The organism is Pseudomonas sp. I8001 (assembly GCF_013385345.1).
Lineage (GTDB): Bacteria > Pseudomonadota > Gammaproteobacteria > Pseudomonadales > Pseudomonadaceae > Aquipseudomonas.
The window spans coordinates 250,216-273,010 of sequence record NZ_JACAQC010000007.1 but is presented as its reverse complement, the minus strand read 5'-3'; the positions used below and the strand labels follow the sequence as shown (position 1 = coordinate 273,010).

The 22,795-nt window shown below is 61.9% G+C and carries 26 protein-coding genes; 11 read left to right on the top strand and 15 right to left on the bottom strand.

The window, feature by feature from the left end:
• Positions 1 to 15 precede the first annotated feature (15 nt).
• A complete protein-coding gene (gene mutM, locus HX839_RS05800) occupies positions 16 to 828 on the top strand; it encodes a bifunctional DNA-formamidopyrimidine glycosylase/DNA-(apurinic or apyrimidinic site) lyase (protein ID WP_008438968.1) in 813 nt (270 codons plus the stop codon).
• A gap of 133 nt (positions 829 to 961) precedes the next feature.
• Here mutM and HX839_RS05795 read toward each other — a convergent pair whose 3' ends face one another.
• The 5 genes from HX839_RS05795 to HX839_RS05775 all read right to left on the bottom strand — a co-directional run bounded on the left by HX839_RS05795 (position 962) and on the right by HX839_RS05775 (position 5,621).
• The gene (locus tag HX839_RS05795; protein ID WP_003213796.1) at positions 962 to 1,213 is read right to left on the bottom strand and encodes a YfhL family 4Fe-4S dicluster ferredoxin; all 252 of its coding nucleotides are present in this window, start codon (positions 1,211 to 1,213) and stop codon (positions 962 to 964) included.
• A 183-nt stretch (positions 1,214 to 1,396) separates the two neighbouring features.
• Entirely contained in the window at positions 1,397 to 1,876 is a 480-nt protein-coding gene (coaD, locus tag HX839_RS05790) for a pantetheine-phosphate adenylyltransferase (protein ID WP_003176711.1), read from the bottom strand.
• A 114-nt stretch (positions 1,877 to 1,990) separates the two neighbouring features.
• On the bottom strand, positions 1,991 to 3,586 hold the full coding sequence (locus HX839_RS05785; protein WP_134327474.1) for a GMC family oxidoreductase: 1,596 nt from the start codon (positions 3,584 to 3,586) through the stop codon (positions 1,991 to 1,993).
• 33 nt (positions 3,587 to 3,619) lie between these two features.
• Complete coding sequence (locus HX839_RS05780) at positions 3,620 to 4,165, bottom strand: twin-arginine translocation pathway signal protein (RefSeq protein ID WP_087693254.1); 546 nt, start codon at positions 4,163 to 4,165, stop codon at positions 3,620 to 3,622.
• A 28-nt stretch (positions 4,166 to 4,193) separates the two neighbouring features.
• Complete coding sequence (locus HX839_RS05775) at positions 4,194 to 5,621, bottom strand: coniferyl aldehyde dehydrogenase (RefSeq protein ID WP_102604117.1); 1,428 nt, start codon at positions 5,619 to 5,621, stop codon at positions 4,194 to 4,196.
• Between the two features lie 146 nt (positions 5,622 to 5,767).
• On the opposite strand from HX839_RS05775, the gene HX839_RS05770 reads away from it, so the two are divergent.
• Positions 5,768 to 6,439: a TetR/AcrR family transcriptional regulator gene (locus HX839_RS05770; protein WP_003213791.1), complete on the top strand. Its 672-nt coding sequence runs from the start codon at positions 5,768 to 5,770 to the stop codon at positions 6,437 to 6,439.
• 39 nt (positions 6,440 to 6,478) lie between these two features.
• On the top strand, positions 6,479 to 7,333 hold the full coding sequence (locus HX839_RS05765; RefSeq protein WP_087693253.1) for a sulfurtransferase: 855 nt from the start codon (positions 6,479 to 6,481) through the stop codon (positions 7,331 to 7,333).
• 47 nt (positions 7,334 to 7,380) lie between these two features.
• On the opposite strand, the gene HX839_RS05760 is transcribed toward HX839_RS05765, so the two are convergent.
• The 4 genes from HX839_RS05760 to HX839_RS05745 form a co-directional block, all read right to left on the bottom strand.
• The gene (locus HX839_RS05760; protein WP_177066845.1) at positions 7,381 to 8,376 is read right to left on the bottom strand and encodes a hydrolase; all 996 of its coding nucleotides are present in this window, start codon (positions 8,374 to 8,376) and stop codon (positions 7,381 to 7,383) included.
• A gap of 130 nt (positions 8,377 to 8,506) precedes the next feature.
• Positions 8,507 to 9,112: a 16S rRNA (guanine(966)-N(2))-methyltransferase RsmD gene (gene rsmD, locus HX839_RS05755; RefSeq protein WP_003213788.1), complete on the bottom strand. Its 606-nt coding sequence runs from the start codon at positions 9,110 to 9,112 to the stop codon at positions 8,507 to 8,509.
• Entirely contained in the window at positions 9,112 to 10,602 is a 1,491-nt protein-coding gene (locus HX839_RS05750) for a pitrilysin family protein (RefSeq protein ID WP_003213787.1), read from the bottom strand. The genes rsmD and HX839_RS05750 overlap by 1 nt, the downstream gene beginning before the upstream one ends.
• Complete coding sequence (locus HX839_RS05745; RefSeq protein WP_003213786.1) at positions 10,595 to 11,950, bottom strand: pitrilysin family protein; 1,356 nt, start codon at positions 11,948 to 11,950, stop codon at positions 10,595 to 10,597. Before HX839_RS05745 ends, HX839_RS05750 begins: the two co-directional genes overlap by 8 nt.
• Before the next feature lie 232 nt (positions 11,951 to 12,182).
• On the opposite strand from HX839_RS05745, the gene ftsY reads away from it, so the two are divergent.
• From ftsY to rpoH, 4 genes are all read left to right on the top strand, one after another.
• Complete coding sequence (gene ftsY, locus HX839_RS05740; protein WP_177066844.1) at positions 12,183 to 13,592, top strand: signal recognition particle-docking protein FtsY; 1,410 nt, start codon at positions 12,183 to 12,185, stop codon at positions 13,590 to 13,592.
• Positions 13,589 to 14,260, top strand: a complete 672-nt coding sequence (gene ftsE / locus HX839_RS05735; RefSeq protein ID WP_003213784.1) for a cell division ATP-binding protein FtsE — start codon at positions 13,589 to 13,591, stop codon at positions 14,258 to 14,260. The genes ftsY and ftsE overlap by 4 nt, the downstream gene beginning before the upstream one ends.
• On the top strand, positions 14,257 to 15,279 hold the full coding sequence (ftsX, locus tag HX839_RS05730) for a permease-like cell division protein FtsX (RefSeq protein WP_003213783.1): 1,023 nt from the start codon (positions 14,257 to 14,259) through the stop codon (positions 15,277 to 15,279). The genes ftsE and ftsX overlap by 4 nt, the downstream gene beginning before the upstream one ends.
• 129 nt (positions 15,280 to 15,408) lie before the next feature.
• Complete coding sequence (gene rpoH, locus HX839_RS05725; RefSeq protein WP_003176698.1) at positions 15,409 to 16,263, top strand: RNA polymerase sigma factor RpoH; 855 nt, start codon at positions 15,409 to 15,411, stop codon at positions 16,261 to 16,263.
• 135 nt (positions 16,264 to 16,398) lie between these two features.
• Here the strand turns inward: rpoH and mtgA are convergent, their stop codons facing one another.
• The gene (gene mtgA, locus HX839_RS05720) at positions 16,399 to 17,121 is read right to left on the bottom strand and encodes a monofunctional biosynthetic peptidoglycan transglycosylase (RefSeq protein WP_087693250.1); all 723 of its coding nucleotides are present in this window, start codon (positions 17,119 to 17,121) and stop codon (positions 16,399 to 16,401) included.
• Between the two features lie 74 nt (positions 17,122 to 17,195).
• On the opposite strand from mtgA, the gene HX839_RS05715 reads away from it, so the two are divergent.
• The 4 genes from HX839_RS05715 (at position 17,196) to trmB (ending at position 19,440) form a co-directional block, all read left to right on the top strand.
• Positions 17,196 to 17,573: a DUF423 domain-containing protein gene (locus HX839_RS05715; RefSeq protein ID WP_003213781.1), complete on the top strand. Its 378-nt coding sequence runs from the start codon at positions 17,196 to 17,198 to the stop codon at positions 17,571 to 17,573.
• Positions 17,574 to 17,644: 71 nt separating this feature from the next.
• Positions 17,645 to 17,845 carry a sulfur carrier protein ThiS gene (gene thiS, locus HX839_RS05710; protein WP_008434168.1) on the top strand — a complete coding sequence of 67 codons (201 nt, stop codon included), beginning with the start codon at positions 17,645 to 17,647 and terminating at the stop codon, positions 17,843 to 17,845.
• Positions 17,846 to 17,910: 65 nt separating this feature from the next.
• Entirely contained in the window at positions 17,911 to 18,705 is a 795-nt protein-coding gene (locus HX839_RS05705; RefSeq protein WP_093204048.1) for a thiazole synthase, read from the top strand.
• Positions 18,706 to 18,714: 9 nt separating this feature from the next.
• On the top strand, positions 18,715 to 19,440 hold the full coding sequence (gene trmB, locus HX839_RS05700; protein ID WP_003213778.1) for a tRNA (guanosine(46)-N7)-methyltransferase TrmB: 726 nt from the start codon (positions 18,715 to 18,717) through the stop codon (positions 19,438 to 19,440).
• Positions 19,441 to 19,583: 143 nt separating this feature from the next.
• Here trmB and HX839_RS05695 read toward each other — a convergent pair whose 3' ends face one another.
• Genes HX839_RS05695 through metW form a run of 5 tightly spaced genes read right to left on the bottom strand, consistent with a single transcriptional unit; the run spans position 19,584 to position 22,795 of the window.
• Entirely contained in the window at positions 19,584 to 19,907 is a 324-nt protein-coding gene (locus HX839_RS05695; RefSeq protein WP_003213776.1) for a DUF3392 domain-containing protein, read from the bottom strand.
• A gap of 19 nt (positions 19,908 to 19,926) precedes the next feature.
• On the bottom strand, positions 19,927 to 21,129 hold the full coding sequence (gene hemW / locus HX839_RS05690) for a radical SAM family heme chaperone HemW (RefSeq protein ID WP_256343980.1): 1,203 nt from the start codon (positions 21,127 to 21,129) through the stop codon (positions 19,927 to 19,929).
• A complete protein-coding gene (gene rdgB / locus HX839_RS05685; RefSeq protein WP_008434161.1) occupies positions 21,126 to 21,722 on the bottom strand; it encodes an RdgB/HAM1 family non-canonical purine NTP pyrophosphatase in 597 nt (198 codons plus the stop codon). Before rdgB ends, hemW begins: the two co-directional genes overlap by 4 nt.
• A complete protein-coding gene (locus HX839_RS05680) occupies positions 21,719 to 22,153 on the bottom strand; it encodes a DUF4426 domain-containing protein (RefSeq protein ID WP_003213770.1) in 435 nt (144 codons plus the stop codon). The genes rdgB and HX839_RS05680 overlap by 4 nt, the downstream gene beginning before the upstream one ends.
• 21 nt (positions 22,154 to 22,174) lie before the next feature.
• Positions 22,175 to 22,795: a methionine biosynthesis protein MetW gene (metW, locus tag HX839_RS05675; protein ID WP_003213768.1), complete on the bottom strand. Its 621-nt coding sequence runs from the start codon at positions 22,793 to 22,795 to the stop codon at positions 22,175 to 22,177.

Below are 22,795 nucleotides of genomic sequence, written 5' to 3'. Positions count from 1 at the left end.
TTCCAAGAGGTACACATGCCCGAGTTACCGGAAGTCGAAACCACCCGGCGCGGAATTGCGCCGCACCTGGAAGGCCAGCGGGTCAGCCGTGTGGTGGTGCGTGAGCGGCGCCTGCGCTGGCCGATCCCGGAAGACCTGGATGTGCGGCTGTCCGGGCAACGCATCGTGCTGGTGGAGCGGCGGGCCAAGTATTTGTTGATCAATGCCGAGGTCGGCACGCTGATCAGCCACTTGGGCATGTCGGGCAACCTGCGCCTGGTGGAAGCCGGCAGCCCGGCGGCCAAGCATGAGCATGTGGATATAGAACTGGAGTCGGGCCTGGCCCTGCGCTACACCGACCCGCGACGCTTTGGCGCGATGCTCTGGAGCCTCGACCCGCTGAACCATGAGCTGCTGATCCGCCTGGGGCCGGAGCCGTTGACCGACCTGTTCGACGGCGAGCGGTTGTTCCAGCTGTCCCGTGGACGTTCGATGGCGGTGAAACCGTTCATCATGGACAACGCGGTGGTGGTGGGGGTGGGCAATATCTACGCGACGGAGGCGCTGTTTGCCGCCGGGATTGATCCGCGCCGGGAAGCCAAGGGCATTTCCCGTGGGCGTTACCTGAAGCTGGCGATCGAGATCAAGCGCATCCTGGCGGCGGCCATCGAGCGCGGCGGCACCACGTTGCGGGACTTTATCGGCGGCGACGGACAGCCGGGGTATTTCCAGCAGGAATTGTTCGTCTATGGCCGTGGTGGCGAGGCGTGCAAGGTCTGTGGGACCGAATTGCGCAACGTGATGCTGGGGCAGCGGGCGAGTGTGTTTTGCCCGAAGTGTCAGAGCTGACAATTTGTGGTGCTGCTGATGGCCTATTCGCGAGCAAGCCCGCTCCCACATTCGACTGCATTCCAAAGGTGGAACTCGGTCAAATGTGGGAGCGGGCTTGCTCGCGAAGGGGCTTAATGAAGCGCCAAGGGACTTAGGCTTTGCCGGTAATCAACCGGTACTTCTCCATCAGTTGCTCTTCCGTTTCCGGATGAGCCTCGTCCAGCGGAATGCAATCCACCGGGCAAACCTGCTGGCACTGGGGTTCGTCGTAGTGGCCGACACACTGGGTGCACAGGTTGGGGTCGATCACATAGATCTCTTCACCCTGGGAAATGGCAGCGTTCGGGCACTCGGGTTCGCAGACGTCGCAGTTGATGCAATCGTCGGTGATGATCAGGGACATGGAAACTCCTGCCAGGGCTGTCAGCCAAGGCATCTGAAAACTAATGCGCGCAATTGTGCCGCATTGGCGCCCGCAGTGCGAGTCACAGCGATGGACAGTAGGAGCCGGCTTGCCGGCGATGGCGATGGGTCAGTTGCACCGTGGCGCCTGGATCGCTGGCAAGCCAGCTCCTGCAGTCCGGGATTATTTCTTGAATCGCAGGGTGAGAGCATCCGCCACAGCCGGGTGCACGAACTTGGTGATATCCCCGCCCAACGCCGCGATTTCCCGGACCAACGTCGAGGAAATGAACGAATAACGTTCCGAAGGCGTAAGAAACAGGCTTTCCACGTCCGGCGCCAGTTGGCGGTTCATGTTGGCCAGCTGGAATTCGTATTCGAAATCCGACACCGCCCGCAGGCCGCGCAGGAACACATTGGCGTTCTGTTCCTTGGCGAAGTGCGCCAGCAGCGTCGAGAAGCCGACCACTTCAACGTTGGGCAGATGCTTGGTGACCTCACGGGCCAGCTCCACGCGCTGTTCCAGGGGAAACAGCGGGTTTTTCTTGGGGCTGGCAGCGACCGCGATAATCACATGGTCGAACAAGCGCGAGGCGCGTTCGACCAGATCGCCATGGCCCTTGGTGATTGGGTCGAAGGTACCTGGGTACAACACTCGGTTCATCGCGTCGTCCTGGCGGAGTCCGTTGGGGAACCGGATGGTATCGCAGCCATCCCGGTCGGCCAAGTCAACTTATTCAGAAGAAAGCACTATAGACACCGCGAATACCCGGTTTTTTCAGGCCGTTTTCAGACGTTCGGCCAATGCCGTCGCCAGTTGCGCCGTCAATCCATACACCGATAACTGCGGGTTAGCGCCAATGCTGGTGGGGAATAGCGAGCCATCGTGGATCGACAAGTTGCGCAGTTGATGATGGCGCCCAAGGCTGTCGGCCACGGCGTTTTTCGGTTCTTCCCCCATCGCGCAACCGCCCATTACATGAGCGCTGCCGAGCCGGGTTCGGTGCAATTCGAGGTTCAACCCGTCGATCATGCTGCGGGCTTCAGCCAAGGTGTTCACGTAGCGCGCATCGCCGTGCAGCGGCATCACCGACTTGGCGCCGCCGGCAAACTGAATCTCCGCCATGCTGTGGAATGCCCGGCGCAGGCCGTCCCAGGCGTAGGGCGAAACCTGATAATCGAGCACCGGTGTGCCATCGCCGCGTAATTCGACTGTGCCACCCGGGCTGTCGGGGTGGAAGCCGTCCCGCAGCAGCGCCAGCATGGCGTGGGTTTTCGGCAGTTGACCCATGTCCAGCGCGTTCTGCGTGCCGTAGCCGCCGAGCAAGGTGCTGGCCAGGCCCGGATGCAGTGGCGGTACTTCGAGCTTGTAGGACATTTTGCCGGTAGTGCCGTCCTGCCATTGGAAGTGATCGGAATAAATCGACTGCGGCGCGCCGTAGAACGGGTTGATCACCTCGTCGAACAACCCTGCGGAAAAATTCACCAGGTGTAAAAAGGTTCGCTTGCCCAGGCGCGAGTGGGGATCGGGTGCGTCCGAGCGCAGCAGCAGCGCCGGGCTGTTGATGCCGCCGCCGGCCAGTACGTAATGCTTGGCTTTGACTGTGATCTTGCGGCCGGTGGGTGCCACGCAAAACTGATCCATGGCCACGCATTCGAGGCTGGTGATGGTGTCGCCGCTGAACTTCAGGCGTTCGGCGCGGGCCAGGTACAGCAGCTCGCCGCCTTTCTCCAGGGTGGACGGAATGGTGGTCACCAGCATTGATTGCTTGGCGTTGACCGGGCAACCCATGCCGCAATACCCCAGGTTGAAACAGCCGCGCACATTGCGCGGGATCACGTGCCAGCTGTAGCCAAGCTTTTCGCAGCCCTTGCGGATCACGTCATTGTTGGCATTCGGTGGCATGGCCCAAGGCGCGATGCCCAGGCGTTGTTCCATTTTTTCGAACCAGGGCGCCATCTCGGCGCTGCTGTGGCCCTTGACCGCGTATTCGCTGGCCCAGTGGGCGAGGGTCGGGTCCGGGGTGCGGAAGCTGGAGGTCCAGTTGATCAGCGTGGTGCCGCCGACCGCTCGGCCCTGCAGGATGGTGATGGCGCCGTCCTTGCTCATGCGCCCGATGCCTTCCTGATACAGGCTGGCGTAGGCCTCGTCCTCCAGCAGCTTGAAGTCGTTGCTGGTCTTCAGCGGGCCTTCTTCGATGAGCAGCACCTTGTAGCCGGCGGCGCTGAGGATTTCGGCGGTGGTGCCGCCGCCGGCGCCGCTGCCGATGATCGCGACGTCGGCTTCCAGGGTCAGGTCCTGGTCGAGGGCGGCGCCATTGTGGGTCTTCCAGCCGCGGGCCATGCCATCGCGGAACAGATCAGGTACGGGCATCAGGGTCGTCTCTTGTTTTTATCGGGATGCAGATCAGATTTTCGGTGGGCCGGGGTAGCCGCAATGCGCCCAGGACTCGGGGCGGAAATACCAGGCCATGATCACCAGCTTGAGCAACGAGCCCTGGCCCATGCGCAGCAGGTTCAGGTAGCTGTTTTCCCAACGGTGCAGGAAGTTGCGGATCTGTTCGCCGCTGGCGTTTTCCCAGCTGCCCCACACCCCGGTCAGCGGCCCACGGGTGACGGCCATGCCCAATACGTCGAACAGTTGCTGGGTCAGCTTGAACATCTCGGGCGACAGGTGTTGCAGGCTGAAGTCGAGCTTTTTCAGGGTGTCGTCGATGCCGGCCACCACCACCTCGGCGCTGGCCACGCCCTCCAGCAGCACCGGGATCACTGCCCGCAAAAATGGCAGGTCACTGCTGCGCAACATCGCAAAGCCGCTGGCCGGGGTGCTGCTGGAGCAGCCGCTGAGGCTGGCGCCCAGCCCGGCGGTGGCCAGGAAGGCGCTGGCGCACAGGCCGAGTTTCAAGACACCGCGCCGTGACAGCGCGGGTGATTCAGTCAGGCTAGGGTTCATTCTTATTGTTATCCCGGTGATGGGTTTGTTAGCGGACGAACAGCTTCTGGATCAACTTCTGGATGGATTTGCCATAGGGCGGGTAAATCAGCTTGGCCGCGTTCAGGCGTTGCTTGATCAGCACGCCCTTGGCCTTGCTGAACGTCAGGAAACCTTCATGGCCGTGGTAATGGCCCATGCCCGACGGGCCGATGCCGCCGAAGGGCATGTCGTCCTGGGCCACATGCAGCAACGTGTCGTTCAGGCACACGCCGCCGGAATGGGTTTCGTGCAGTACGCGGTTCTGTTCCGCCTTGTTGTAGCCGAAGTAATACAGCGCCAGTGGGCGAGGGCGCTGATTGATGTAGGCAAAGGCCTGGTCGAGGCCGCGATACGGCACGATCGGCAGCACCGGGCCGAAGATTTCGTCCTGCATCACGGTCATCTCGTCGCTGACATTCAGCAGCAGGCTGTGGGCCATGCGGCGGTCCTGGCCCTGGTCGTACAGCGGGACCAGGGTGGCACCCTTGTCGGTGGCGTCTTTCACGTAGCCGTTGAGCCGGGCCAACTGTCGTTCGTTGATGATGGCGGTGTAGTCCGGGTTGTCGGCCAGGGTCGGATAGAACCCGCGGACCGCCTTGCTGTAGGCCTCGACGAAGCCGTCTACACGGTCTTCCGGCACCAGCACATAGTCCGGCGCCACGCAGGTTTGCCCGGCATTCAGCGCCTTGCCGAAGGCGATGCGTTCGGCGGCGTCCTTGAGCGGCACGTCGGCGGAAACAATCGCCGGTGATTTGCCGCCCAGTTCCAGGGTGACCGGCGTCAGGTGTTCGGCCGCCGCGCGCATCACGTGCTTGCCGATGCTGGTGGCGCCGGTGAACAGCAGGTGGTCGAAGCGCAGCTTGGAAAACGCCATGCCCACTTCAGCCTCGCCGAGCACCACGCACACCAGGTCCTCGGGGAAGATCTTCGCCAGCAGCGTCTTGAGCAACTGGCCGGTGGCGGGGGTGGATTCGCTGAGCTTGAGCATCACCCGGTTGCCGGCCGCCAATGCACCCACCAGCGGGCCGATGGCCAGGTACAACGGGTAGTTCCAGGGCACGATCACCCCGACCACACCCAGGGGTTGATAGATGACCTTGGCGGACGCGGGCTGGAAGGCAATGCCTACAGCGCGGCGGGAAGGTTTCATCCAACCCTTGAGGTGTTTGCTGGCGTAGTGAATGCCATGCAGGCTGGGCATCAGTTCGGCGAACAGGGTTTCGTCGGCGCTGCGGTGGCTGAAATCACTGCTGATGGCGTTGATCAGCGCCTGGCGCTCGTCACTCAGCAGCTCGCGTAAGGCCTTGAGCCATTGCTGGCGCTGGGCGGCCGGCGGCATCGGGTTGGCGGCGTAGGCTTGGCGCTGGGCGTCGAACAGTTCCTGGAGCTGGTCCAGCGCCTGGGAATCTTGCAGGTAGGCAACGTTGGCAGACATGGCGAAGTTCCCGATTGTTATTGGAATGCTTCAGTTTTTAGAGTCATTGCTCTAAATTGTCAAATAACATTGCACAACGTGCCGATTTATCCGGACAAGGATAGTCCGTAAGATGCCGCCATCACGGGTCTAGAAGTTGATTTCCCATGGCACCACGAGTAAAGACCAGCGAGCGCATTGTGCAAACCAGCCTGGAGCTGTTTAACCAGCAGGGCGAGCGCAGTGTCAGCACCAACCATATCGCCGCCCATATGGAAATTTCCCCGGGCAACCTGTACTACCACTTCCCCAACAAGCAGGCGATTATCGCGGTGCTGTTTCGTGAGTACGAAGCGTTGGTGGACAGTTTCCTGCGCCCGCCCCAGGGCCGTGCGGTGACCGTGGAAGACAAGCGCTTCTACCTGCAGGCGGTGCTGGCCGGCATGTGGCGTTACCGCTTCTTGCACCGCGACCTCGAACACCTGCTGGAAAGCGACCCGGAGCTGGCCACCGGCTATCGGCGGTTCTCCCAGCGTTGCCTGATCCAGGGCGCAGCCATCTACCAGGGTTTTGTCGATGCCGGCATCCTGAACATGGACCCGGTACAAACCGAAGCCCTGACCCTCAACGCCTGGATCATCCTCACCTCGTGGGTGCGTTTCCTGTGCACCACCAATGAAAAGTCCACGCACCTGAGCGCTGAGGCCATCAAGCGCGGTGTGTACCAGGTGCTGGTGCTGGAAGCCGGGTTTATCACCCCCAAGGCCAAGGACGCGGTGGATGCACTGTTCAAAGAGTTTTACGTGCCGTTGAATCAGGCGCTGGAAGAAGTGAAGTAGGATGTTTCCCGAACGCTAACCTAGCCACAGGAGTCAGTCATGCCGCTTGCCCAACTGATCAGCCCCCAGCAACTGGCCGAGCGCCAGAAGTCCGGCGGGCTGGTGATCCTCGATTGCCGCTTTGCCCTGGAAGACCCGGACTACGGCCTGTGCAGCTACGCCGAAGGGCATATCGAAGGGGCGCAGTATGCCGATCTGGAGCGCCACCTCAGCGGGCCGATAATCAAGGGTGTGACCGGCCGTCATCCGCTGCCGGCGCCGGATGCGTTTATCCGGCAACTGCGGGCATGGGGCGTTAACGCCGACAGCGATATCGTTTTGTATGACGACGGCCCGGGTGCCTATGCCGCCCGTGCCTGGTGGCTGCTGGCCTGGCTGGGCAAGCGCGACGGTGTGTTCATCCTCGATGGCGGCCTGAAAGCCTGGCACGCGGCGGGCTTCCCGTTGAGCCTGGATGCGCCGGTGATCGAGCCCGGCACCTTCAGCGGCACGCCGGACAACCACTTGCAACTGGACGCCGAACACCTGCAGAAACGCCTTGGCCAGCCCGGCCTGACCCTGATCGACGCCCGCGCCCAGCCGCGTTTTCGTGGTGAAGTGGAGCCGATCGACCCGGTTGCCGGGCATATCCCCGGCGCGCAATGTGCCGCATTCAATGAAAACCTGGGCAGCGACGGCCGTTTCCTGCCGGCGGACCAGCTCAAGCAACGCTTCGCCGCCAAGCTGCAAGACCGCTCGCCGGATGACCTGGTGGCCTACTGCGGCTCGGGCGTGACTGCCTGCCACAACCTGTTTGCGCTGTGCCTGGCGGGTTACCCGTTGGGCAAGTTGTACGCGGGGTCGTGGAGCGAGTGGATCACTGATCCAAAGCGGGAAGTTGCAACAGGCGACTGAGGTCTGCCTGACCCGGTCTGAGCCAAAGTGTGGGAGCTCCTACATTTTTATCGGCGTTGTGTCAGTAGCCACCCTGGGATTCGCCGTTCCAGGTAGTAAGTTGGCTGTTTCAGTGAGCCGTCCACAAACCCGACATGCCCGCCCTTGGCCAGCAGTTCGAACTCGGTGCAATCCGACAGTTCGCTGGCCTCGGGCAGGCTGTGGGCGAACACGAACGGGTCGTCCGCGGCCTGGATGATCAGGGTTGGTGTGCGAATGCCCCCGAGGTAGTAGCGGCTGGAGGCGCGGCGGTAGTAGTCCTCGGCACTGAGGAACCCGTGCAGCGGCGCGGTGACGCGGCCGTCAAAGTCCCAGAACGTGCGCATCTTCTCCAGCGAGCCCAGGTCGGCGAGGGTTTTCAGGCCTGCCTCGCGGCCATCCTTGAGAAACCGGCTTTGTTTGACGCGGATATAGGCCAGCATTTCGCGCATGAAATGCTTCTGATAAACCCGAGAAAAGCCCAGGCCAATGCGATCGGCGCACTGATCCAGGCGAAACGGTACCGACACGGCTGCCGCACCTTGCAGCCCGCAGGCTTCGCCGGTTTCGCCCAAGTACTTGAGCAGCACATTGCCGCCCAGTGAATACCCCACCGCATACAGCGGCGCCAACGGGCGCTTGGCCCGCAGGTGAGCGATGGTTTCGGCCAGGTCTTCACTGGCGCCGGAATGGTAGCTGCGGGCGAGCAGGTTGGGTTCGCCGGAGCAGCCACGCCAGTTCAGCGCGACGCTGGCCCAGCCTTGGGTTGCGAGGGCTTTTTGCAGGCCGGCTACATAGGGCGAGTTGGACGAGCCGGTCAGGCCATGCAGGACCAGCACCAACGGGGTGGTTGCCTCATGGGGCCCGTGCCAGTCGAGGTCGAGAAAGTCGCCGTCTGCCAGCCACAGCCGTTCGCGCTGGCGTTCGATGTGGGTGGTTTTGCGCCACAGCGGTCCCCACAGCGTTTGCAGGTGCGGGTTGCCGAGGCCGAAGGCGGGGGAGAAGCGGTCGAGGGGCGGAGTCATGAAATTCTCGGTGCCGAATGGGCTTGCTCCAATCATTGTAGGAGCGAGCTTGCTCGCGAAAAACTCAAGATCACCGCGTTCCCCTGGTTTCCCGCGTCATCGTTAACGATCTTCGCGAGCAAGCTCGCTCCTACACGGTGCGTTGCCACAACGCGTAATACACCCGCCCGGATTTCTGCTCGCGGTGCAGGCGCCACGTGCCCGGCAGGCCGAGTGTGGACGGTGCGGTTTCGCTTTCAGTGTAGATCCAGGCATCCGGCGCCAACCACTGACGCTCTTCCAGCAGCGCACATACAGTCGGCAGCAGGTTCTGGTTGAACGGCGGATCAAGAAACACCACGTCAAACTCACGGGCTTCCTGGGTTTCCAGGTAGCGCAACGCGTCAGCCGTCTGCACTTGCCCTGTGGTGCAACGCAGCGTGCCCAGGTGTTCCTTGAGGCTGGCGACCGCCACATTGCTGGCATCCAGCGCCTGGCCCAGCGCCGCGCCACGGGACAGCGACTCCAGGAACAGCGCGCCGCTACCCGCGAACGGGTCCAGCACCTTGGCCCCGGCGATATACGGCGCGAGCCAGTTGAACAGGGTTTCACGCACGCGGTCTGGCGTCGGGCGCAGGCCCACGACATCAGGGAAGCTCAGCTTACGGCTGCCCCACTCTCCGCCGATGATGCGCAGTTGGCCCACACCGTTGTGAACGTTGTGGACAGGTTTTTTGGGACGGGATGGACGGGCCATTAATGCTCCGGAACCCCGAGCGGTTGCTCGGCGGGTTTATCAGTGGGGGGCGGTAGTGGCTTTTGCGCAATCGTCGGGCCGGCGGTCACGATGACCATCTTGTCGGCACTCAAATGTTTGTTCAAAGCAGCTTTGACCTGGTCAACGGTCAGCGCCTGGGATTGTTTCATGAAATCTTCCAGGTAGCTCAGCGGCAGGTTGTAGAAACCCATGGCGCCCAGCTGCCCGACGATATCGGCGTTGCTCGCGGTGGACAGCGGGAAGCTGCCGGCCAGTTCGCGCTTGGCGTCATCGAGTTCTTTCTGTGTCGGGCCGGTCTTGAGGTAGTCGGCGAGTACGTCCTGCACCAATCGCAGCGTGCCGGCGCTCATTTCGGCGCGGGTTTGCAGGTTGATCATGAACGGGCCGCGTACCTGCATCGGCGAGAAGCCGGAGTATACGCCGTAGGTCAGGCCGCGTTTCTCGCGCACTTCGCTCATCAAACGGGTGCCGAAGCCACCGCCGCCGAGAATCTGGTTACCCAGTGACAGCGCGGCGTAATCCGGGTCGGCACGGTCGATACCCAGTTGCGCCAGCAGCAGGGTTGTCTGCTTGGACGGGAACTCGATGTGCGTGGTGCCAGCCTTGGGCTCGACCGGTTGGGCGATTTTCGCCAGCGCCGGGCCTTTTGGCAGGGACGCGGAAACCTTGGCGGTCATGGCTTCGGCTTCGGCGCGGGTCAGATCGCCGACTACAGAAATCACTGCGTTGCCGGCGGCGTAGGCCTTGGCGTGGAAGTCCTTCAATTGCGCAAGAGTCACCTTCGGCACGCTCTCGGCGTTGCCTTCGCTCGGATGGGCGTAAGGGTGGTCGCCATAGAGCTGCTTGAACAGCTCGATGCTCGCCAGTTTGCCGGGGTTCTGTTTCTGGTATTCAAAGCCGGCCAGCAGCTGGTTCTTGATCCGCGCCAGAGAGTCTGCCGGGAAGGTCGGCTTGCCGATCACGTCGTCAAACAGTGACAGGGCGGCGTCACGCTTGTCGCTGGCGCTCAGGCTGCGCAGGGAAACCAGCGCCATGTCGCGGTAAGCGCCATTGCTGAAATCAGCACCCAGGCCGTCGAAACCGGCGGCAATCTGGCTGACGTCCTTGCCCGGCACGCCTTCGTTGAGCATTGCGTTGGTCAACAGCGCCAGGCCTGGTGTTGCGCCGTCCTGGCTGCTGCCGGCGGCGAACAGGATGCGCATGTCGAACATCGGCAGTTCATGGGCTTCGACGAACAGCACCTTGGCGCCTTCGGCGGTGGTCCAGGTTTGCACGTCGAGCTTGCGGTTGGTCGGCGCCTTGTCGTCCAGCTCGGCCAGGGATTGCAGCTTGTTGGCGGACTTGGCCTGCTCCAGCGCCTGGCTGGCGACGGATTCGCTGGGGCGCAGCAAGTACACCGCGCAGGCCGCAGCCAAAGTCACCACGATCAGGCCGGGCAGCACCAGGCGGTTGTTTTTACGTTCACTCATGAGCGGTCTCCTCAGGCAAGACATGGGCGACGCTGAGACGTTCGCGGGTGAAATAGGTGCGTGCAGCTTTCTGGATATCTTCGGCGGTGACGCTTTGCAGCTCGGCCAGCTCGGTGTCCATGAGTTTCCAGGACAGGCCCACCGTCTCCAGGGAGCCGATGGCAGTGGCCTGGCTGGTAATCGAGTCGCGCTGGTAAACCACGCCGGCGATGACCTGGGCGCGGATACGCTCCAGTTCTTCAGCGCTCGGTGGCTTGGCCTTCAGCTCATCCAGCAGGCGCCAAAGGCCGGCTTCAGCCTGGGCCACGGTCTTTTTCTTTTGCAGGTTCGGTGTGGCAGTCAGGGTGAACAGGCTGTCACCGCGGGTGTAGGCGTCGTAGCTCGACGAGCCGCCGGACACCAGCTCTTCGCCGCGCTCCAGTTGTGTCGAGATGCGCGCGCTATAGCCGCCGTCCAGCAGGGCCGAGATCAGGCGCAGGGCGTTGACCGAGCGTTTGTCTTCAGCGGTGGCCAGGCTCGGCACGTTGAAACCAAGGATCACGCTCGGCAGTTTGGTCTGTACATGCATAGTCAGCAGGCGTTCACCGGGCTCGGCCAGCTCCAGCGGGATTTTCGCCGGGGGGACGTCGCGTTTGGGGATCGGGCCGAAATAGCGCTGGGCCAGGGTTTTGACTTCATCCGGGGTTACGTCGCCCACCACTACCAGGGTGGCGTTGTTCGGCACGTACCAGGATTGGTACCAGTGGCGCAGCTCTTCAACCTTCATGCGGTCCAGGTCGGCCATCCAGCCGATGGTCGGCGTGTGGTAGCCGCTGGCCGGGTAGGCCATGGCCTTGAAGCGCTCATAGGCCTTGGACATCGGGTTGTCGTCGGTGCGCATCCGGCGCTCTTCCTTGATCACCTCGATCTCGCGGCTGAACTCGTCGGCCGGCAGGCGCAGGCTGGCCATGCGGTCGGCTTCCAGCTCGAAGGCGACACCCAGGCGGTCACGGGCGAGCACTTGGTAGTAAGCGGTGTAGTCGTCGCTGGTGAAGGCGTTTTCTTCGGCACCCAGGTCACGCAGGATCAACGAAGCCTCGCCGGGGCCGACCTTGGCGCTGCCCTTGAACATCATGTGTTCCAGGGCGTGGGACAAACCGGTCTGGCCCGGGGTTTCATAGCTGGAGCCCACCTTGTACCAGACCTGGGAAACCACCACCGGGGCGCGATGGTCTTCGCGCACGACGACCTTGAGGCCGTTGTCCAGGGTGAATTCATGGGTGGGTTGTGGGTCGGCAGCCAAAGCTGAAAGGGGCAGACAAACTGTGCTGAGCAGCAGGCCTGCGGCGCGGCGGGCTAGAGCATTCATTCGTTTTTAAACCTGTTGGGCTGCCCGCTTGGTCTTAGCGTCGGCGGGCGAGGAGGTGCTAGGATACTGGTCCGACCTAGGGACGGCCACTATGGCTGTCTTGTTAAGGCTCTATTTAGGCCTTACAAAATGTTGCGCATGAACGAGCTGGCTAAAAAACAGTCTGTTACGCATCGAATTTTATTTACCGGCACGCCCCCTGGCGCGTCGCTACCTTGAGATAGCCGTCTCCATGTTTGGTTCCAACGACGACAAGAAGACCCCAGCTGCGGCTGGCGAGAAAAAAGGCCTGTTCGGATGGCTGCGCAAAAAGCCGCAGGAAACCGTCGTCGAACAGCCGCAGGTTCAAGCTGAACCGATCCCCGAATCCATAGTAGAAGCCGAACCGGTTGCCGAAACACCGGCCCCGGTGGTGTTGCCGATGGCCGAGCCGGTGTTGCAGCCGGTGGTTGAGCCAGAACCTGCGCCAGAGCCAGAGCACAAGCCATGGCTGGTGTTGCCGGTGGCAGAAGAGCCTGTAGCACTGGTTGAAGACGAGCTGGCCGAGCATGTGGCTCCGCCGATTCCGGCCCTCGTGGAGCCTGCGCCCGTTGTGGTCCAAGCGCCGCCAGTGGTTGAGGTGCTTGCACCGGTGGTCGCCAAACCTGTTCCGGTCGCCGTCGCCGCGCCAGCAGTCATCGAAGAGCCTGCTGTTCCTGCCGAAACCGGCAAGACCGGTTTCTTTGCCCGCCTCAAGCAAGGCCTGAGCAAGACCAGCGCCAGCATCGGCGAAGGCATGGCCAGCCTGTTCCTCGGCAAAAAGACCATCGATGACGAGCTGCTGGAGGACATCGAAACCCGCCTGCTGACCGCCGACGTGGGCGTCGAAGCCACCGCCGTGATCATCCAGAGCCTGACCCAGAAGGTCGCGCGCAAGCAACTGACCGACGCCGATGCGCTCTACAAGTCGCTGCAGGCCGAGCTGGCCAACATGCTCAAGCCGGTGGAAGCGCCGCTGATCATCAATACGCAGAAAAAGCCGTTTGTGATCCTGGTGGTTGGCGTCAACGGCGCCGGCAAGACCACCACCATCGGCAAGCTGGCGAAGAAGCTGCAACTGGAAGGCAAGAAAGTCATGCTCGCCGCCGGTGACACCTTCCGTGCCGCCGCCGTGGAGCAATTGCAGGTCTGGGGCGAGCGCAACAAGATCCCGGTCATCGCCCAGCACACCGGCGCCGATTCGGCCTCGGTGATCTTCGATGCGGTGCAGGCCGCCAAGGCGCGCAACATTGATGTGCTGATCGCCGATACCGCCGGTCGCCTGCACACCAAAGACAACCTGATGGAAGAGCTGAAGAAAGTTCGCCGCGTGATCGGCAAGCTCGATGCCGACGCGCCCCACGAGGTATTGCTGGTGCTGGACGCCGGTACCGGCCAGAACGCCATCAGCCAGGCCAAACAATTCCACCAGACGGTCCAACTGACCGGCCTGGCATTGACTAAGCTCGACGGCACGGCCAAGGGCGGTGTGATCTTCGCCCTGGCGAAGCAGTTCGGGTTGCCGATTCGTTACATCGGCGTCGGTGAAGGCATCGACGACCTGCGCACTTTTGAAGCCGAACCCTTTGTACAGGCACTGTTTGCCGAGCGGGAGCGTTCATGATTCGTTTCGAACAGGTCGGTAAACGCTACGCCAACGGGCATGTCGGCTTGCATGAGCTGAGTTTCCGGGTGCGTCGCGGCGAATTCTTGTTTGTGACCGGCCATTCGGGTGCCGGTAAAAGTACCTTGTTGCGCCTGCTGCTGGCCATGGAACGCCCAACCACCGGCAAACTGCTGCTGGCGGGCCAGGACCTGGCAACCATCAGCAACGCACAGATTCCATTCCTGCGTCGCCAGATCGGCGTGGTGTTCCAGAACCACCAGTTGCTGTTCGATCGCACGGTGTTCAACAACATCGCCTTGCCGTTGCAGATTCTCGGTCTGTCCAAGGCCGAAATCGTCAAGCGCGTGGATTCGGCCCTGGAGCGCGTGGCGCTGTCGGACAAGACCGACCTGTACCCAGGCGACCTGTCCACCGGCCAGCAACAGCGCGTCGGCATCGCCCGCGCCATCGTCCATCGCCCGGCCTTGCTGCTGGCGGACGAACCCACCGGTAACCTCGACCCGCGCCTGGCCGCAGAAATCATGGGCGTGTTCGAAGACATCAACCGCCTGGGCACCAGCGTGCTGATCGCCAGTCACGACCTGGCGCTGATCGCCCGCATGCGCCACCGCATGCTGACCCTGCAACGCGGCCGCCTGATCGGTGACGGGGAGGCTGGGGTATGAGTGCAACACGCAGCCCGAAGGTTTCCGAGCGCGTCGCGCCAAAGGCGGCCGACCCGCAGCCACAGAAGAAAAAACGCGACGAAGACGATGGCCCGGATTTCGGCACCCTGGTGCATGCCTGGATCGAAAGCCACCGTGCCAGCCTGGTAGACAGCCTGCGCCGCCTCGGCAAGCAGCCGATCGGCAGCTTTTTTACCTGCCTGGTCATGGCCGTGGCCTTGAGCCTGCCCATGGGCTTGTCATTGCTGCTGAACAATGTCGAGCGCCTTGGCGGTTCGTGGCAGCGGGCGGCGCAGATTTCCCTGTACCTGAACCTGGATGCCAGCGCCCAGGACGGTGAGTCCCTGCGCGACCAGATCAAGGGCATTCCGGGTGTGGCCGAGGCTGAGTACATCAGCCGCGATCAAGCCCTGGAAGAGTTCCAGCAACAGTCCGGCCTGGGCGAGGCGCTCAAGGAGTTGCCGCAAAACCCGCTGCCGGGCGTGGTGCTGGTCACCCCGAACGAGGTCGACAAGACCACCCTGGAAGCCCTGCGACAAAAACTCGCAGAGCTGCCGAAGGTCCAACAGGCACAACTTGATCTAGTCTGGGTAGAGCGGTTGGCCGCGATTCTCAAGCTGGGCGACCGGTTTGTGTTCGGCCTGACGGTGTTGCTGGTGTCTGCATTACTTTTGGTGATAGGCAATACCATTCGTCTTCATATTGAAAACCGCCGCACCGAGATAGAAGTGATTAAACTCGTCGGCGGCACGGACAGCTATGTGCGTCGGCCTTTTCTGTACATGGGCGCGCTTTATGGCTTCGGTGCGGGAATTTTGTCCTGGGGCGTACTGGCTTTTGGCCTGAACTGGCTGAACGATGCGGTGGTGGGGCTTGCCGGTTTGTACGGCAGCGATTTTGCCCTGGCCGGCGTGCCGGCAGCCGATGGTCTGTCATTGTTGCTTGGGGCAGTGCTCTTGGGGTATATCGGTGCTTGGATTGCGGTCGCACGGCATTTACGTGAGCTGGCACCGAAGTAGTTAATGTCAGGGTAATGTGGTTTCGTTTGTATTGACCGTATCAGTGGTTTAGGGAACTTGTCCTACGGTTCCCGGTCAATTTTCGCAGTGCTGAACTGCACGAGTTATGTGAGTCGGAGGTTTTTTCGTATGACCACTTCTTTGCAACCTGCTTATGCTCTGGTCCCGGGTGCGAACCTGGAGGCCTATGTGCACACGGTCAACAGCATTCCATTGCTGACGCCCGAGCAGGAGCGTGAACTGGCCGAGAGTCTCTACTATGAGCAGGATTTGGGGGCGGCTCGGCAGATGGTGCTCGCCCACCTGCGTTTTGTCGTACATATCGCCCGTAGCTATAGCGGCTACGGCCTGGCCCAGGCTGACCTGATTCAGGAAGGCAACGTTGGCCTCATGAAAGCCGTGAAGCGCTTCAACCCGGAAATGGGTGTGCGCCTGGTGTCGTTTGCTGTGCACTGGATCAAGGCGGAAATTCACGAATTCATCCTGCGCAACTGGCGCATCGTGAAAGTCGCGACCACCAAGGCCCAGCGCAAACTGTTCTTCAACCTGCGCAGCCAGAAGAAACGCCTGGCGTGGCTGAACAACGAAGAAGTGCATCGCGTGGCCGAAAGCCTCGGCGTAGAGCCACGTGAAGTGCGCGAGATGGAAAGTCGCCTGACCGGCCATGACATGGCCTTCGACCCGGCCGCCGAAGCGGACGACGACAGCGCCTTCCAATCGCCGGCCAACTATCTGGAAGACCACCGGTACGACCCGGCGCGTCAGCTGGAAGATGCCGACTGGAGCGACAACTCCAATCACAACCTGCACGAAGCGCTGGAAGTGCTGGACGACCGCAGCCGTGACATTCTCTACCAGCGCTGGTTGGCAGAAGAAAAAGCCACGCTGCACGACCTGGCGCAGAAGTACAACGTGTCGGCCGAGCGGATTCGTCAGCTCGAGAAGAGTGCGATGAACAAGCTGAAACTGTCGATCGCCGCCTGACACAGGTAGCTAGGACAGCGCGATCGAAATGTGGGAGCGGGCTTGCTCGCGAAAGCGGTGGATCAGTCACCTAAGGTATTGACTGGCACACCGCTTTCGCGAGCAAGCCCGCTCCCACAGTTGTTTTGTGGGGTGTCAGTCAGCCCAAGGCGCCTTGCGCGAGTTGTTCAGCTCATTCAAATAGCTGTCGCCACCCAACTGACTCATCTGCTGCCGAATCCACGCCGCCCGTCGCGCGACATACGACGTTGGATGGCTGGCACTCCACACCCGCGGGTTAGGCAACACCGCCGCCAGGTAGCTGGCCTGCTGGCGGGTCAGCGCCTTGGCGCTCACGCCAAAGTGATGCCGCGCCGCCGCTTCGGCGCCGAACACGCCTTCATCCCATTCCACGCTGTTGAGGTACACCTCAAGAATTCGCTGCTTGGGCCAGAGAATCTCGATCAGCCCGGTAAACCAGGCTTCCAGGCCCTTGCGGAAATAGCTGCGGCCGGTCCATAAAAACAGGTTCTTCGATACCTGCTGGCTCAAGGTGCTGGCGCCACGAATCGAACCGCCGCGCTCGTTATGCTGCAATGCCGCCTGGATCGCGCCGAAATCAAAACCCCAATGTTGCGGGAAGCGCTGGTCTTCGCCGGCCATCACCGCCACTTTAAGTTCGTCGGAGATCTGATCCCACGGCACCCACGTGCGCTGTACGTCAATCGGCTCGCCGTCGACCCAGGACTCGACCTTGCGCTCAACCATCAACGCAGTGCCCGGTGGCGGCACGAAACGGAACAGCAGCACCAGCAGCACGCTGCCGATGGCAAACCACTTGAGGGCTTTGAGAAAACGCTTGAAGAGGAGACGCAGCATAGAGATGGCTTGGCCGAACCCGTTGAGCGGGCCATTATACAGACCCTGCCCCCTGAGTCTGACTGGAGTTCCTCATGTTGCGTGGCTTTCTGATGCTGGCTGCCTTTTTCGGTTTCACCGGCGTCGCCCTGGGTGCGTTTGCCGCCCACGGCCTGAAAAACCGCCTGAGCGCCGAGTACCTGGCGATTTTCCACACCGGCGTGACCTACCAGTTGGTGCACACCCTGGCGCTGTTCGGCGTGGCACTGTTGGCGGCGCACATCCCGGGCAGGCTGGTGACGTGGGCGGGTGTCTCTTTTGCCGTGGGCATCCTGCTGTTCTCCGGCAGCCTGTATGTGCTGACCATGACCGGCATCAGCAAGCTCGGCATCATCACCCCGTTTGGTGGCCTGGCGTTCCTGCTGGGCTGGTTCTTCCTCGGTTTGGCGGCGTGGCGTCTACAGGCTGCCTGACCAAGGGGCTTGGGCCAGCAACGCCAATCACGCTAGAATGCTGGCCCCTAAAAACGATGGCGGCCCGTGGCATGCGCATTCAGTTGAACGGCGAACCCTTTGAACTGCCCGACGGTGAAACCGTTGCGGCCCTGCTGACCCGTCTGGACTTGACCGGACGCCGCGTCGCAGTGGAGCTCAACCAGGATATCGTCCCGCGTAGCCAGCACGTCGAGACCGCGCTCACCGAGGGTGACCAGGTCGAAGTGGTCCACGCCATCGGCGGCGGCTAGCCGTCCGGCGCTCCAGGGCGCCAACCCGCATTCTGCAGAACCTCACCCCAACTCGAGGATTTCCCATGAGCATCGTTCGTAGCGACAAGCCTTTCGTCCTGGCCGGTCGTACCTTCCAGTCGCGTCTGCTGGTCGGCACCGGCAAGTACCGCGACATGGAAGAAACCCGCCTGGCCATCGAAGCCTCGGGCGCCGAGATCGTTACTTTCGCCGTGCGCCGCACCAACCTCGGCCAGATCGAGGGCGAGCCGAACCTGCTCGAAGTGCTGTCGCCGGATCGCTACACCTTCCTGCCGAACACCGCCGGTTGCTACGACGCCATCGAAGCCGTGCGCACCTGCCGCCTGGCCCGTGAGCTGCTCGACGGCCACAACCTGGTGAAGCTGGAAGTGCTGGCCGACCAGAAAACCCTGTTCCCCAACGTGATCGAAACCCTCAAGGCTGCCGAAACCCTGGTCAAGGAAGGCTTCGACGTGATGGTCTACACCAGTGATGACCCGATCATTGCCCGTCAATTGGCGGAAATCGGCTGCATCGCGGTGATGCCGCTGGCCGGCCTGATCGGTTCCGGCCTGGGTATCTGCAATCCGTACAACCTGCAGATCATCCTTGAAGAAGCCAAGATCCCGGTGCTGGTGGATGCGGGCGTGGGCACTGCCTCCGACGCCACCATCGCCATGGAACTGGGTTGCGATGCGGTGCTGATGAACTCGGCCATCGCCCATGCCCAGCAGCCGATCATGATGGCCGAAGCCATGCAACACGCAATCGTCGCCGGCCGCCTGGCGTACCTCGCCGGGCGCATGCCGAAAAAACTTTACGCCAGCGCCTCCTCGCCGCTGGATGGTCTGATCAAGTAAGAGCCATTGATGACTGAATCAAACGAAACGCCGAACACCCTGGAAGAAGGCGACGAGTCCAAGCACCGCCGCATCAAGAGTTTTGTGATGCGCGCCGGTCGCATGACCGAGGGCCAGCAAAAGGGCCTGGAGCAGGGCACGCCGCTGTTCGTCCTGCCGCTGGCAGACGCGCCGGTGGATTACGACCAGGTGTTTGGCCGCTCGGCACCACGCTCCCTGGAGATTGGCTTCGGCATGGGCCATTCCCTGCTGGAAATGGCCGCGGCTTCGCCGGAGCAGGATTTTATCGGGGTTGAAGTACACCGTCCGGGTGTTGGCGCGCTGCTGAACGGCGTGCTGACTCAGGGCCTGACCAACCTGCGGGTCTACGACTGCGACGCGATCGAAGTGCTCAACCGCTGCATCGCCGACAACAGCCTCGACCGCCTGATGCTGTTCTTCCCGGACCCCTGGCACAAGAGCCGCCACCACAAGCGCCGCATCGTCCAGGCTTCCTTCGCGGAACTGGTGCGCAGCAAGCTGAAAGTGGGCGGCATCCTGCACATGGCCACCGACTGGGAACCGTATGCCGAGTACATGCTGGAAGTGATGAACGTCGCCCCTGGCTACCGCAACCTGGCGGAAGACGGCAAATGCGTCCCGCGCCCGGCCGAGCGGCCGATCACCAAGTTTGAACGTCGCGGCGAGCGACTCGGGCATGGGGTTTGGGATTTGAAGTTCGAGAAAGTGGACTGATAAGTCCCAGGCTTGAAATGCAGTAAAAAATGTGGGAGCGGGCTTGCTCGCGAATGCGGTAGATCAGTCGACATTTACGCTGACTGACACACCGCATTCGCGAGCAAGCCCGCTCCCACATTTGTTTTGTGCCGCGCTTAAGGTCAGCGGCGATCCGCCACCACCCCAATCAACACCAGCACCACCAACAACACCGGCGCCAGGCTGTAGTTGTTGAACTGGCTCAACCCACGAACAATCCACGGCGTGGCATAGATCAGTGCTGCACCGCTGCCGATCATGCACACCAGCGCCATCAGCGGCACGCGCAGCGCACCCGCGATGCTGCCCAGCCGTGCTTCGACCCAGCCCTTGATGTCGGCGCCAAACAGCACCAGCAGGCAGCCTACCAACGCCAGGGAGATTTCCGACAGGTTGCTACGGCTCCAGCGGGATACGGTGGCGAGCAGGTCGAGTACCAGATCCATTTGATTTCCTTAAGAGCAATCAGCTCAAAAACTTCTGCAGCAGGTCATTGAGAAAGAGTTGCCCGCGGTCGGTGGCCGCCAGGCGTGACGGTTCGACCTGCATCAGGCCACTTTGTTCTGCCTCGCGGCGAGCTTCATCGAGGCTGGCCAGTTCGAGGCCGGTACGCTCGGCGTAAAGCCTGGCTTCGACGCCGTCGGTGAGGCGCAGGGCGTTCATCAGGAACTCGAACGGTAACTCTTCGTTGGTCAGTTCTTTCGCGCCGGCCTGGTAGTTTTTCGCCGGGTTGAGGTAGTCCTTCGGCGCCCGGGTTTTCCAGGTGCGCACGATGCGCCCATCCGGATGGCTGAGCTTGCCGTGGGCACCGGCGCCGATGCCGATAAAATCGCCAAAGCTCCAGTAGTTCAGGTTATGCCGCGCCGGCCGGCCCGGTTGGGCGTAGGCCGAGACTTCGTACTGGGCGTAACCGTGTTCGGCGAGCAGCGCCTGGCCGGCTTCCTGGATGTCCCACAGGGTGTCGTCTTCCGGCAGCACGGGCGGCTGGTTCCAGAACACGGTGTTGGGTTCCAGGGTCAGTTGATACCAGGACAGATGCGTGGGCTTGAGGGCAATGGCCTGGCGCAGGTCGCCCAGGGCGTCCTCCAGGGACTGATCGGGCAAACCGTGCATCAAGTCCAGGTTGAAGTTGTCGAACCCGGCCTGGCGCGCCATGCCGGCGGCACGCACGGCTTCGTCACCGTTGTGGATGCGGCCCAGGGCTTCGAGTTTTTCCTGCTGGAAACTCTGGATGCCAATCGACAGCCGATTGATCCCCAGCTTGCGGTACGCCACGAACTTCTCTTGCTCGAAGGTACCGGGGTTGGCTTCCAGGGTGATCTCGATATCGCCGGCAAACGGGATGCGCGCTTCCACGCCCTTGAGCAACCGGCCCAGGGCAACGGCGCTGAACAGGCTTGGGGTGCCGCCGCCGAAAAAGATCGAACTCAGCTCACGGCCATACACCGCGTGCAGGTCCTGATCGAGGTCGGCCAGCAACGCGTCGACGTACTCTTCCTCTGGCAGCACCTTGCTGGCGGTGTGGGAGTTGAAGTCGCAATAGGGGCATTTGCGCACGCACCACGGGATGTGGATATACAGCGCCAGGGGCGGCAGGTGAGGCAGGGCCGCCCGAGGTGTTTGCGCGCCACCGAGAATCAGTGGCTGCGCGGAGGTGTTCTGGGTCATTTCAGGCCCAGGCGCTGGCGCAGCAAATCCATTGCGCGGGCGCGGTGGCTGATCTGGTTCTTGTCGGCCGGGCTCAATTCGGCGCTGGAGACATTGCGCTCCGGCACCCAGAACAACGGGTCGTAGCCAAACCCGTGCTCGCCGCTGGCCGCATGCAGGATGCGACCGTGCCACAAGCCTTCGCAGAGGATCGGCAATGGATCATCGGCGTGACGCACCAGGGCCAGCACGCAGACGAACTGCGCGCCGCGCATCGCGTCGGGCACGTCCTTGAGGGCGTCCAGCAGCTTGGCGTTGTTGGCCGCATCGCCTTTACCGTCGGCGTAACGTGCCGAGTAGATGCCAGGCGCGCCGCCCAGGAAGTCCACGGCCAGGCCCGAATCGTCAGCCAGTGCCGGCAGGCCGGAAATACGCGCGGCGTTGCGGGCCTTGAGGATGGCGTTCTCGACAAACGACAGGCCGGTCTCTTCCGGCTCTACCTGGCTGAACTCGCCAATCGAGCGCAGTTGCACCGAGTCGCCGAGCATGGCCTGGAGTTCTTTGAGCTTGCCGGCGTTATGGCTGGCCAGTACGAGTTGAGTAAGGTTCATCATTGCGCCGGAAACAGTTCCTGGTTGAAACTGAAACCGTGGGCTTTGCCACCGGTTTCAACGTTGATGGTGAAAATCTTGGTTTCCTGCTGCGGCACCGGGTACTGGGCGACGTAAAGCGTAGAACCTTTCTGGGTGATTTTCTTGAACGTCAGCATCTCGCTCTTGCCGCCCAGATCCTTGATTGTGCCGGTAACGGTGGCGTCTATCGATTCGACGCCCTTGTTTACGAACACATTGATCATGCCCAGCTCTTTGCTGCGTACGATCCCGGCTTCCTGAGCCATTTCCGGCGTCAGGAAGCTGGTGGTCAGGGTGTTGTAGTGCACCGTGATATCGCCGAATTCTTTCTGACGATTACCATCGATAACATCCGCCGCCATAGCGCTGACGCTCAGGCACGCGGTGAGTAGAAAAACAGCCAGGCGACTCATGATCGTCCTCCTTGAAAATGGTTAGACGGCAATCTGGTGGTCCGTCAGGCCCGGGCTGCTGACCCGGTAGATCCCGATCTCACCCAGCAGGTTGGGCCATAGCTTACTCGCCCAGCCGTGACGATGCTGTTGATCGACGGCAAGGCGGTTGATGACTTTGGCTTCGCGCTCGCCACACAGCGCTTCGAAGTCTTCAAAGGTGCAGAAGTGGATGTTGGGCGTGTTGTACCAGGTGTACGGCAGGAAGTCCGACACCGGCATGCGGCCCTTGGTGGCCAGGTACCAGCGGCAACGCCAGTGGCCGAAATTGGGGAAGGTGATAATGCACTGGCGGCCGACGCGCAACATTTCGTCGAGGATCCGGTCCGGGTAGTGCACGGCTTGCAGCGCCTGGGTCATGACCACGATGTCGAAGCTGTTGCTGGCAAAGTTGCCGAGGCCCTTGTCCAGGTCCTGCTCGATCACGTTGATGCCCTTGGCCACGCACTGGGCGATGTTGTCCGGGTCGTTTTCCAGGCCATAGCCGGTGACTTGCTTGTTGTCGCGCAGCCAGCTCAGCAGTTCGCCATCGCCGCAACCCAAGTCGAGCACGCGGCTGCCGGCGGGGATCCAGTCTTGGATGATTTCCAGGTCGGCTCTCAT

Bases quoted from the DNA above. Each gene is read 5' to 3' on its own strand.
- mutM (WP_008438968.1), top strand. From the start codon at position 16: ATGCCCGAGTTACCGGAAGTCGAAACCACCCGGCGCGGAATTGCGCCG.
- HX839_RS05795 (WP_003213796.1), bottom strand. From the start codon at position 1,213: ATGTCCCTGATCATCACCGACGATTGCATCAACTGCGACGTCTGCGAA.
- coaD (WP_003176711.1), bottom strand. From the start codon at position 1,876: ATGAACCGAGTGTTGTACCCAGGTACCTTCGACCCAATCACCAAGGGC.
- HX839_RS05785 (WP_134327474.1), bottom strand. From the start codon at position 3,586: ATGCCCGTACCTGATCTGTTCCGCGATGGCATGGCCCGCGGCTGGAAG.
- HX839_RS05780 (WP_087693254.1), bottom strand. From the start codon at position 4,165: ATGAACCCTAGCCTGACTGAATCACCCGCGCTGTCACGGCGCGGTGTC.
- HX839_RS05775 (WP_102604117.1), bottom strand. From the start codon at position 5,621: ATGTCTGCCAACGTTGCCTACCTGCAAGATTCCCAGGCGCTGGACCAG.
- HX839_RS05770 (WP_003213791.1), top strand. From the start codon at position 5,768: ATGGCACCACGAGTAAAGACCAGCGAGCGCATTGTGCAAACCAGCCTG.
- HX839_RS05765 (WP_087693253.1), top strand. From the start codon at position 6,479: ATGCCGCTTGCCCAACTGATCAGCCCCCAGCAACTGGCCGAGCGCCAG.
- HX839_RS05760 (WP_177066845.1), bottom strand. From the start codon at position 8,376: ATGACTCCGCCCCTCGACCGCTTCTCCCCCGCCTTCGGCCTCGGCAAC.
- rsmD (WP_003213788.1), bottom strand. From the start codon at position 9,112: ATGGCCCGTCCATCCCGTCCCAAAAAACCTGTCCACAACGTTCACAAC.
- HX839_RS05750 (WP_003213787.1), bottom strand. From the start codon at position 10,602: ATGAGTGAACGTAAAAACAACCGCCTGGTGCTGCCCGGCCTGATCGTG.
- HX839_RS05745 (WP_003213786.1), bottom strand. From the start codon at position 11,950: ATGAATGCTCTAGCCCGCCGCGCCGCAGGCCTGCTGCTCAGCACAGTT.
- ftsY (WP_177066844.1), top strand. From the start codon at position 12,183: ATGTTTGGTTCCAACGACGACAAGAAGACCCCAGCTGCGGCTGGCGAG.
- ftsE (WP_003213784.1), top strand. From the start codon at position 13,589: ATGATTCGTTTCGAACAGGTCGGTAAACGCTACGCCAACGGGCATGTC.
- ftsX (WP_003213783.1), top strand. From the start codon at position 14,257: ATGAGTGCAACACGCAGCCCGAAGGTTTCCGAGCGCGTCGCGCCAAAG.
- rpoH (WP_003176698.1), top strand. From the start codon at position 15,409: ATGACCACTTCTTTGCAACCTGCTTATGCTCTGGTCCCGGGTGCGAAC.
- mtgA (WP_087693250.1), bottom strand. From the start codon at position 17,121: ATGCTGCGTCTCCTCTTCAAGCGTTTTCTCAAAGCCCTCAAGTGGTTT.
- HX839_RS05715 (WP_003213781.1), top strand. From the start codon at position 17,196: ATGTTGCGTGGCTTTCTGATGCTGGCTGCCTTTTTCGGTTTCACCGGC.
- thiS (WP_008434168.1), top strand. From the start codon at position 17,645: ATGCGCATTCAGTTGAACGGCGAACCCTTTGAACTGCCCGACGGTGAA.
- HX839_RS05705 (WP_093204048.1), top strand. From the start codon at position 17,911: ATGAGCATCGTTCGTAGCGACAAGCCTTTCGTCCTGGCCGGTCGTACC.
- trmB (WP_003213778.1), top strand. From the start codon at position 18,715: ATGACTGAATCAAACGAAACGCCGAACACCCTGGAAGAAGGCGACGAG.
- HX839_RS05695 (WP_003213776.1), bottom strand. From the start codon at position 19,907: ATGGATCTGGTACTCGACCTGCTCGCCACCGTATCCCGCTGGAGCCGT.
- hemW (WP_256343980.1), bottom strand. From the start codon at position 21,129: ATGACCCAGAACACCTCCGCGCAGCCACTGATTCTCGGTGGCGCGCAA.
- rdgB (WP_008434161.1), bottom strand. From the start codon at position 21,722: ATGATGAACCTTACTCAACTCGTACTGGCCAGCCATAACGCCGGCAAG.
- HX839_RS05680 (WP_003213770.1), bottom strand. From the start codon at position 22,153: ATGAGTCGCCTGGCTGTTTTTCTACTCACCGCGTGCCTGAGCGTCAGC.
- metW (WP_003213768.1), bottom strand. From the start codon at position 22,795: ATGAGAGCCGACCTGGAAATCATCCAAGACTGGATCCCCGCCGGCAGC.